General features: G+C 47.3%; 5 protein-coding genes. 3 read left to right on the top strand and 2 right to left on the bottom strand.

Going from position 1 to position 6,838, the window contains the following annotated elements; translation table 11 throughout:
• On the top strand, window positions 1-126 hold a 126-nt coding region (locus tag Q0236_RS06165), incomplete at its 5' end, for a rubredoxin-like domain-containing protein (protein ID WP_367274739.1).
• A 939-nt stretch (window positions 127-1,065) separates the two neighbouring features.
• Here Q0236_RS06165 and Q0236_RS06160 read toward each other — a convergent pair.
• Window positions 1,066-2,127 carry a tyrosine-type recombinase/integrase gene (locus Q0236_RS06160; RefSeq protein ID WP_297916092.1) on the bottom strand — a complete coding sequence of 354 codons (1,062 nt, stop codon included), beginning with the start codon at window positions 2,125-2,127 and terminating at the stop codon, window positions 1,066-1,068.
• Window positions 2,124-4,712, bottom strand: a complete 2,589-nt coding sequence (locus tag Q0236_RS06155) for an AsmA-like C-terminal domain-containing protein (protein WP_297916090.1) — start codon at window positions 4,710-4,712, stop codon at window positions 2,124-2,126. Before Q0236_RS06155 ends, Q0236_RS06160 begins: the two co-directional genes overlap by 4 nt.
• Window positions 4,713-4,841: 129 nt before the next feature.
• Between Q0236_RS06155 and mltG the strand changes: the two genes are divergently transcribed.
• Both mltG and Q0236_RS06145 read left to right on the top strand, forming a co-directional pair.
• Entirely contained in the window at window positions 4,842-5,792 is a 951-nt protein-coding gene (gene mltG, locus Q0236_RS06150) for an endolytic transglycosylase MltG (RefSeq protein ID WP_297916088.1), read from the top strand.
• A 111-nt stretch (window positions 5,793-5,903) separates the two neighbouring features.
• Window positions 5,904-6,785 carry a malate dehydrogenase gene (locus tag Q0236_RS06145; RefSeq protein WP_297916086.1) on the top strand — a complete coding sequence of 294 codons (882 nt, stop codon included), beginning with the start codon at window positions 5,904-5,906 and terminating at the stop codon, window positions 6,783-6,785.
• Window positions 6,786-6,838 lie beyond the last annotated feature (53 nt).

Genomic DNA, 6,838 nt, shown 5'->3' with positions numbered 1-6,838 from the left:
AGTTTTGACGAGGAAGTTTGGGTGTGTGAGGTCTGTGGGCATGTTCATCGCGGAAAGAAAGCTCCTGGCGCCTGTCCGCTTTGCAAGGCTCCGCGCGAGTATTTCAAAAAACAAAGGCTCGTTTGATTTGATGCTTGCGGCACAGCGTTTTTTGCGATAGCTTTCGAAGCCGTCGCAAATTTCGTTTATTGTCGCGAGCTGATCGTTCAAATCTTGGCTTAAAATTTTGCGCGAGATTTCGTCTTTTTGCTCCTTTTTGTCGCGGACTCCGTGGCTAGACGAAATCTCGGGCTAAATTTATTTAGCCTAAACTCCTTTTCTTATCCCCCTAAGAAATGAAATCCTGCTCGCAAGAGCGGGATTTCTGTCGTAAAATAAATCTAAAAATAGTCATGCCGATGGATTTTGTATCTTTAAATTTTTAGTATAAATTCCTATATGATTCTTGCGCTGTTTACGAAGTAAGCTTCGCATCGGTAAATTTCGTAGCAAACTTTGGTGGCAGAATCTTTTGTGTCTTTAATTTTAAGGCGAATACGGTGCGATGAGGATTTGAAAGCAAATCAAACTATAAAATTTCGAGGGTTTAAATTTTAAATCGGAAATTCCATCCTTGCGGAATTTGCAGATAAATTTTATATCAGCTACCTCTTAATATGCCGTTTATCTTTTGCTTATAAAATCCTCGGATAAAATTCCTATCGTAAAAATGTAAATTAAATTTTGCACTAAATTTATCTGGAATTTTAGGCAAAATCGCATGAGAAAATCTAAAAAGTAAATTATTCTATACTCCAAAAGAATAAAATTTTAGATTTTTTGCAATCAAGCTCTAAGGCTCGCGCGTTAATTTAAAATTTTGCCAAGTTAAATTCTAAAGCTCGCAGGGTAAAATTTTTAGGTTTTGTTATGCGAGTATGAAAAACAAATTTCAGAATTTTTCAAAATAAAATTCCAAAACTCTTGTAAAATATTCCATAAAAACGATTTTAAAGCCATCTCAAAACGAAATCCAAAAAAAAATCTCGCTCAAGCAAGCCTCTCGCCGCCGCAAATTTTAAAATTTCACTCCTCGAATTCCTCCGCGACTTTCGCCGCAAGGCGCAGTTTATCGCTGTCAAAGTGGGTGTAGATGCGCGAAGTATTTAGGCTCGCGTGACCGAGGGCTTCTTGGACGAGCACGAGGTCCTTTTGCTTTTTGTAAAGCATCGTCGCGAAGGTGTGGCGCAGCATGTGGGCGCCGTTTTTTTCCTTGCGGATGCCCGCGCTCATTAAAATTTTCTCCACGATGCCGCTGACGTAGGCCTGAGTAAGCGGCGCGCCGTTTTTGGTGACGAAAAGATAGCCCTCTTTGTTAGCAAAGTTCGTCTCCAGCGCGTTTAGATGCTCCTCGATCAGGTGGCGCTTGATCATTACGATGCGGTATTTGTTGCCCTTGCCGCGGATTCGGATGACGAAAAGATCGCCCTCGGGCGCGATATCTTTGCGCTTGAGATTTATCGCCTCGCCCACGCGGATGCCGGTGTAGACGATGATTTTTACGATTAGGCGGTTGCGATGGGCAAAGGAGCGAAACTCGCTTAGATTTATCGCGTCCAAAAACCGCTTCAGCTCCTCCTCGCTCATAAACTCCGGAAGCTTCGTGCCGCGGCTGCCGCTAATGCCGCCCCAATACTTAAGCTCGATGCCGAAGTTGTGCGAGGTACCGTCCTGCTCGTTTTGGCGGTCGATGAAGCCGAAAAAATTTATCAGCGCGATGCGGTAGTTTTTTTTGCTCGCATCGCTCAGCCCGCCCGTAATCGAGGCTAAAATTTCGCTCAAAAGCTCCTCGTCGATATTTTTCATACTTTCAAGACCGTACTGCATGATCGCTTCGTAAAATTTTTTAAGCGGATTGAAGTAGGTGTTGATGCCCGTAAGGCCTGCATTTCGTGCGTCTTTTGCGCGCCGCTCGAGTTCATTGATGTTTGCTACCTCGTGATTTAGCGCCAGGCTTGCGCGGCGAAACAGCGCGTCGTTTTTCAGCTCCTTATTCGATAGCGCGCTTAGCTTGTAGCGCACGAATTTTACGAGCCAAAACAGCAGCGATTTTTCAAAGCTATCCTTATAATCGAGCGGGAATTTCATTTGCTCTCCTCGCTGTCGCCGAAGATCACAAAAGGCAGCATCAGCGTGTTTTTGATGAGATTATACGGCGTTTTTAGCACGTCGGTCGCAACGGCGGTCGAGTAGGTGGGCTTTTTCATCGTGCCGCGAATCTCGATGATCGTTGAGATCGTGTTGTTTTCGCCCAAGATGATATGATTTAGCAGCGGGATTTTTGAGATTATCGAGCTTGCGTCTTTGAGGTATTTAAGCTCCAGATCGATATTCAGCGCGCCGCTTTTCATATCAACTTCGCCGTTACCCGCGATGTCGGCGCTACTGCCTGTAAAGTTCATCGCGTTTATGTAAATTTTATCGCCGCTGCGGCGAAAGTAAATTTTGCCCTTCTGCACGCTAAAGCCGCGATCGTTGAAATCGGGCGTCTTAAATGTAAGCAGCGACGGCACGGAGTTTATAAAGCTAAGCAGCCTTTGATAGATGATGTAGTCCTTCAGATAGGTGTTTTGCACGTTGATCTCGCCGCGGTAGTTGCGCGGATCGATGCCGCTTGCTTTCAGCGTAAATACCCCTCCATCGAAGCTCTGCGAGCCCAGGAATTGATTAAGCGCCTCACCGCTGATGTTTTGCGCAAAAATTTGAAGCAAGCTCTTTTTAAAGATCAACTTCACGTCGCCGCGTTTAAAGCTTGCGTTTAAATTCATATTTTTGCCGTCCAGCACGCCGTTAAAGTGCGTAAATTTAAGCGTCTTATTAAGATCGGATAGCACGATCGCAGAATTTTGCCCGCTGAAATTTATCGGCGAGCGCTCCTTTGTGCCGCTATTAAACTCGCTAGTTTGCACGCTCGTATTGATCGCGACGTCCACGTCTTTTAGCGAGACGAAGTTGCCGCCTTTGTTGATTTTGAGAGAAATTTTACCGCTTCCGCTAGAGCCGTCCAGATCGCCGCCGCGCACTCGAAGCGCGAAAGAGTCGTTTTTATAATGGCTTCCGTCTTTGTTTAGCAGACCGAAATCAAAGATGAGATTGCTGCTGCTGATATCCAAATTTGTAAAATCGCTAGTTAAAATTTTAAGGTCTCCGCCGCTAATGCCCGCGTTTTTAAGCGTCTTAGAAAAGGGCAAAATTCCGCTAATATCGGGCGAGCTAATCTCGATCCGCTCGCCGAAGCTCATCTTCGCGCCTAAAAATTGCGAGCTCAGCACCGGCGCCTTGCCGCTAAAATCAAGGCTCATATTATCTCGCGCGTCACCAAATTTTAAAATTTCTTTGCCGTTCGGAGAGAGATTAAAGCTATGGATTATGCCGTTAAATTTAGCTTTGCGCGTGGCGATATCGATACTGCCGCTTGCCGTGGCGTTAAAAATTTCATTTTGCAGATTCGCGTCTTTGATGTCGATTTTTTTCTCGGTGATGTGCACCCGCGCGGCTTTGGAGTGAAATTTCGCTTTAGAGATCATCAGATCGGCGTCTTTTAGCGTCACGTTCGCATCGACCTTGGCGCTTTCCTTTTCTACGTCCACGTCTATCAGCACGCGCGCATCGATCCCGCCGCCTAGCGGATATACGGGCTCGTCTATGCCGTAGCTTTGCAAAATATCTATAAGGTCCTTGCCCAAGCTCTCTTTAGTCCGCAGATCCAGATATACGATCGGCCTCTCTTCAAATAGCCCGCCGATACGCACGCCGCTTCCCTCCAGGCTTTTGCCTTTAAATTTAGGCTCGTTCAGCGTGAAGCTTAGATAATCGTTTTTGAGCGTGATGTTGGCATCTTTCACCGTTACGGCTTCGATTTGCGGCTGAAATTTTATCGTAAGATCCTGCGCGTAGGCCGTGGCGCTGACGTTTTCGGCGATCGGGCGCGGATCTTTCAGATCGATTTTGGCGTGCAGATTTTCGATGTAGTAGTTTTGCGCGACCGCCTTGCCGTAGATCCACTCGTTCGCAAGAGGATTTAGTCCCGTAAGTGCCCCCAGCTCATTCATAAAATTTTTCAGACTCAAGGCCGAGGCGCGGTTTATCTCGATATTTAGCTCCGAGCCGATATTGTGCACGTCAAGCTCGCCCGCGATCTCGTGCGAAGCGAAGGTGCCGTTAAAATCATACGTATCGGCTCTGAAATTTGCTCGCGCCGTGCCGTGCAGAGTGAGATTAAAATCATTTAGTTCAAGCTCGATCGGATCGAAGTTTAGCCCGTTTGCGCTCGGCGTGATCTGCGAGTTTAGCCTAAAAAACCGCGTGTCGGCGTAAAAAACGTCGCTTTTGTATTTTAGCTTTAGACTTTCGCCCTTGATCTTCAAATTTTGCACGTCGATCTCTTCAAAAAAGGAGTTGATGAGCGAGATTTTTTTGCTAAATTCTAAAATTTTCTCGCTTTGCGTGCGTAGATCGGTGGAATTTTGCTCTAAATTTTGTGTATTATTTTGCGTAATTTCAAGATTTTTGATACGCAGCACGAGACCTTTATTTAGCTTGAGATAAAACCCCTCAAGCTTTGCAAAGCCCACGTCCAGCTGCGAAATCGCAATACCGTGCTTTAGGCCTACCGCGCAGATTATAAAAAGTATAGTAAGAGTAAGAAAAAATCTAGCTAAAAATTTATACATCATCGTCCCATTAAAAAGCTACGCTCAAAACCAAATCGAGCGTGCCGAAAAACTGCGCTTATAATATGAAATTTATTCAAAATTTTGGCTTATTTGCCTATAATTTCAGCTAAATTTTGAAAGGAATGCATGAAATTCTTTATAAAGCTCATCAAAGCGGCGTGCATTTGTATCGAGCTTGCGGCTATCGTCCTTTTGGCCGTAGGCTTTGATCTACACGAGCGCGTCGGCAACGCGGCAACCGTGCAGATAGGCCAGGGCAGCTCAACGAAAATTTTATCGCAACTCTCTAAGAGCTATCCAAAATTTAGCAAATTCGACGCGAGGCTGCTTTCTTTTTACGGCGGCGCAAAAACCGGCGAGCTGGAGCTTAGCGGCGAAAATTTGCCCAAATACCAATTTTTGTATGAGCTAAGCGTCGCAAAGCCCGTTATGAACGAAATTAAGCTGATCCCGGGCGAGACTACGATCGTGTTTTTAAAACAGCTTGCAAAAGATCGTGGGCTAAGCTTTAGCGAGCTTGAGCGCGAATACAACGCCACGGCGCCGTTTTACGAGGGCTTTTTGGTGCCTGAAACCTACAAAATTAGCAAAAACGAAAGCGAAAAAAATATCATCGACCACCTTATCTCAAGCGCGCAAAAATTCCACGAAGGATTGTCGCGCGAGCTTAGCGGCGATTACAACGCCACGGCGTGGAAGCAGGTGCTGATCAAGGCTTCGGTCATTCAAAAAGAGGCCGCAAACGCAGATGAGATGCCACTCGTAGCCTCCGTCATCGACAACCGCTTAGCCAAAAATATGCGTCTTCAGATGGACGGCACGCTGAATTACGGCGAGTTTTCGCACATCAAGATCACTCCGCAGCGCATCCGCACCGATACTAGCCACTACAACACCTACCTCAACGACGGACTTCCCAAAGAGCCCGTATGCGTGGTCTCTCGCGATGCGATACGAGCCGTTTTCGCGCCCGCAAAGAGCGAGTATCTGTATTTTATGCGAAATAAAAAGACTGGGCTTCACGATTTTGCGCGCACGCAAGCCGAGCACGAGCGCAACGTAAAGGCGCAGAGGTAAAATTTAAGGTCGTTTCGGAATTAAATTTAAAAAACGAGATTTCGTCTTTAAATTTTAAAATTTAACCCCCCCGTATTTATAAAAATGCGGGTCGATATTTGGGAGATAACAATGAAAATAGCGATATTCGGCGCCGGAAACATCGGCGCAGCGGTAGCGAACGATCTTATCGTAAGCGATGCTTTGAGCCAAAAGATAGATAGCATCGCGCTTGTGGATACGGTAGAGCGGATCGCGCGCGGCAAAGCACTCGATCTAGCCCATGCGGCGGCGGTTTATGAGCGCGACCTGCGCATAAGCGCTAGCACGCAGCCCGGCGACATAGCGGATGCAGGCATCGTCGTGATCACGGCGGGGCACGCAAGAAAGGCGGGGCAGAGCAGGGAGGAACTGTTTGGCAGCAACGCTGCCATCGTCGCACAATGCGCGCGAGATGCCGCGAAATACGCGCCTAGCTCCATCATCGTCGTCGTTACCAATCCGCTTGATATGATGGTCTATGCGGCGCTGCAGGCCAGCGGGTTTGCAAAGGAGCGCGTCATCGGCATGGCGGGCGAGCTAGACGGCGCGCGGCTTAAATTTGAACTCGCGCGAGCGAGCGGCAAGGAAATTTCATCGATGAGAAGCGCGATCGTGGGCCCGCATAGCGAAGAGATGATTGCGCTTAAAAACGAGCTGGGATTTGAAATTTCGGATGAAATTTTCGAGCGCGCGGTGCAAAATACCAAACGCGCCGGCGCGCAGATCGGCGAGCTACTGGGCACGTCGGCGTATTTGGCGCCTGCTGCGGGGATCGTAAAGATCATAAAATACATTCTTTTTGATACCTGCAGCACGCTTGCCTGCTGCGTCGCGGATAGATCGGGAGTGCCTTTGGGGCGCTTCGTAAGCGTCGGTAAAATGGGCGCGATAGAGAGAAATTTCGCCTACTCGGGCGATTTCTACGCGCAGCTTGAACGGATGCGTGAGCGGATAGCGGAGCTGAAGTTTTAGCGGATATAGAGCGAATTCGGCGCGATGCGGAAGCGGGATTCATAGATTTAAAA

Origin of the sequence: uncultured Campylobacter sp., assembly GCF_938031315.1 — a bacterium.
GTDB lineage: Bacteria > Campylobacterota > Campylobacteria > Campylobacterales > Campylobacteraceae > Campylobacter_B.
The sequence above is the reverse complement of the archived record's forward strand: the minus strand, read 5'-3'. Positions and strand labels throughout refer to the sequence as shown.

Bases quoted from the DNA above. Each gene is read 5' to 3' on its own strand.
- Q0236_RS06160 (WP_297916092.1), bottom strand. From the start codon at position 2,127: ATGAAATTCCCGCTCGATTATAAGGATAGCTTTGAAAAATCGCTGCTG.
- Q0236_RS06155 (WP_297916090.1), bottom strand. From the start codon at position 4,712: ATGTATAAATTTTTAGCTAGATTTTTTCTTACTCTTACTATACTTTTT.
- mltG (WP_297916088.1), top strand. From the start codon at position 4,842: ATGAAATTCTTTATAAAGCTCATCAAAGCGGCGTGCATTTGTATCGAG.
- Q0236_RS06145 (WP_297916086.1), top strand. From the start codon at position 5,904: ATGAAAATAGCGATATTCGGCGCCGGAAACATCGGCGCAGCGGTAGCG.